The sequence below is a fragment of the Cyclobacterium salsum genome, from assembly GCF_010119245.1.
Taxonomy (GTDB): domain Bacteria; phylum Bacteroidota; class Bacteroidia; order Cytophagales; family Cyclobacteriaceae; genus Cyclobacterium; species Cyclobacterium salsum.
Genome location: NZ_WNKG01000037.1, coordinates 1 through 1,615, shown reverse-complemented (window position 1 = coordinate 1,615; position 1,615 = coordinate 1). Strand labels below are relative to the sequence as shown.

The window sequence follows — 1,615 nt, the reverse complement described above, 5'->3', positions numbered from 1 at the left end:
AGGTATTATGTTTGAAAAGTGAAGCATAAGCTAAGATTCGTAACTTAAAGGAATAATCTCATTTATCACTTTAAACGAACATAGCTTATGCAACGCATTAAAGTTAACCAAAAAACATTTGAAGGACAATCGATCTATGTGGGTATTGACAAGCATCTTAAAAGCTGGAAGGTATCCATATTTGGTGAGCAATACGAATTTAAGAGTATGAACCGGGAAGCTAACCCCGATCAGCTGGCCGAATTTCTCAAGAAGAATTTTCCCGGGGCCACCTATAAAGCTGTTTATGAGGCAGGTTTTAGCGGTTTCTGGGCATGCAGATCACTTAACCGTTTGGGAGTGGAATGCATGGTGATCAATGCGTCCGATGTTCCGACCAGCCAGAAGGAGCGGCTCCAGAAAACCGACAAGGCCGATGCAAGGAAGCTTGCCCGGATGTTGCGGGGCGGCGAACTTGAAGGTATCAACATACCCGGGGAACAGCTGGAAGCAGATCGGGTTCCCTGCCGGCAGCGGGACACCCTGGTGAAGGACCTGAGCAGGAACAAAAACCGGGTCAAGTCCCTTTTGCGTCAGTTCGGCGTGACTATACCCGAACGCTTTACCGTTTCCCAGACCAGGTCTTGGTCAAAAGTATACATGGAATGGCTGCGAGAACTACCGGGTGTGGACGAAAAGGTCCGTGAGGCCATCGCCGTTTACGTGGAGTCGGGGATATCCCTAAAAAAGTGCGTCCTGAAAGTGACCCGGCAGATAGCCGAGCTTTCCCGGACTGACAGGTACCGTGAGAAATGCAGTCTGCTGATGGGGATCCCCGGCATAGGCAGGATTGTGGCGATGAACCTACTCACCCAGCTCGGGGACATCACCAGGTTCAAAACTATCGACGAACTGTGCCATTATGTAGGGATCGTCCCAAATATGAACAGTTCGGGGGAGAAGACCGCCACGGGCAGGATGACAAGAAGGGGACGTAAAAAAATCAAAATACAGCTCATCGAGGCTGCCTGGACGGCTGCCAGAAAAGACCCGGCCCTGATGGCGAGGTTTAACGAACTGAGCAAACGGATGAAAAAGAATAAGGCCATTATACGGATAGCTAAAAATCTGCTTAGCAGGATCCGCCATGTACTTCGGAACGGTGTGGAATACGTGCCCGGCGTTGTAAGCTGAATATTGGCAAAAGCAAAGTAAAAAGTAAACAAAACATAGAAGAGAAGAAAGGCCTGGTAATCCTGGATAATCTGGATGGGGATCAAGCGATGTTTTGTGTCTGCGGCACCCGACAGGGAAGACCGTTCCACAGAGATTACGTCCCCTTCCTCTTTAAAATGAACAATACATTGCGGCCACTGCGGACTGCTGATAGGAGATTGATTAAAGAGGTTACAAAAAAGCAGGTCAGCGGTGATTGAGAAATTGACTGGTTTACCTTTTTCCTTTAAATACAAAGATAGTTCAGTCCGAGAACCTGTAAAGGCTGAAATGAACTCCGCTACGCTCCGGCCTTGACAGAACCACGGCCAGAACTGGAGGTCGCATTTAAGAGGAAAAGGGTAAAGAATGGAAAAGTATGTGGAATTTTAGCTGTTTTGTTTGCTTTTCAACATAGGAG

1 protein-coding gene is annotated in these 1,615 nt (G+C 47.9%); it reads left to right on the top strand.

The window, feature by feature from the left end; all coding sequences use genetic code 11:
• Positions 1 to 87 precede the first annotated feature (87 nt).
• Positions 88 to 1,173 carry an IS110 family RNA-guided transposase gene (locus tag GJS45_RS23545; RefSeq protein ID WP_162344346.1) on the top strand — a complete coding sequence of 362 codons (1,086 nt, stop codon included), beginning with the start codon at positions 88 to 90 and terminating at the stop codon, positions 1,171 to 1,173.
• The last annotated feature ends 442 nt before the right edge of the window (positions 1,174 to 1,615 follow it).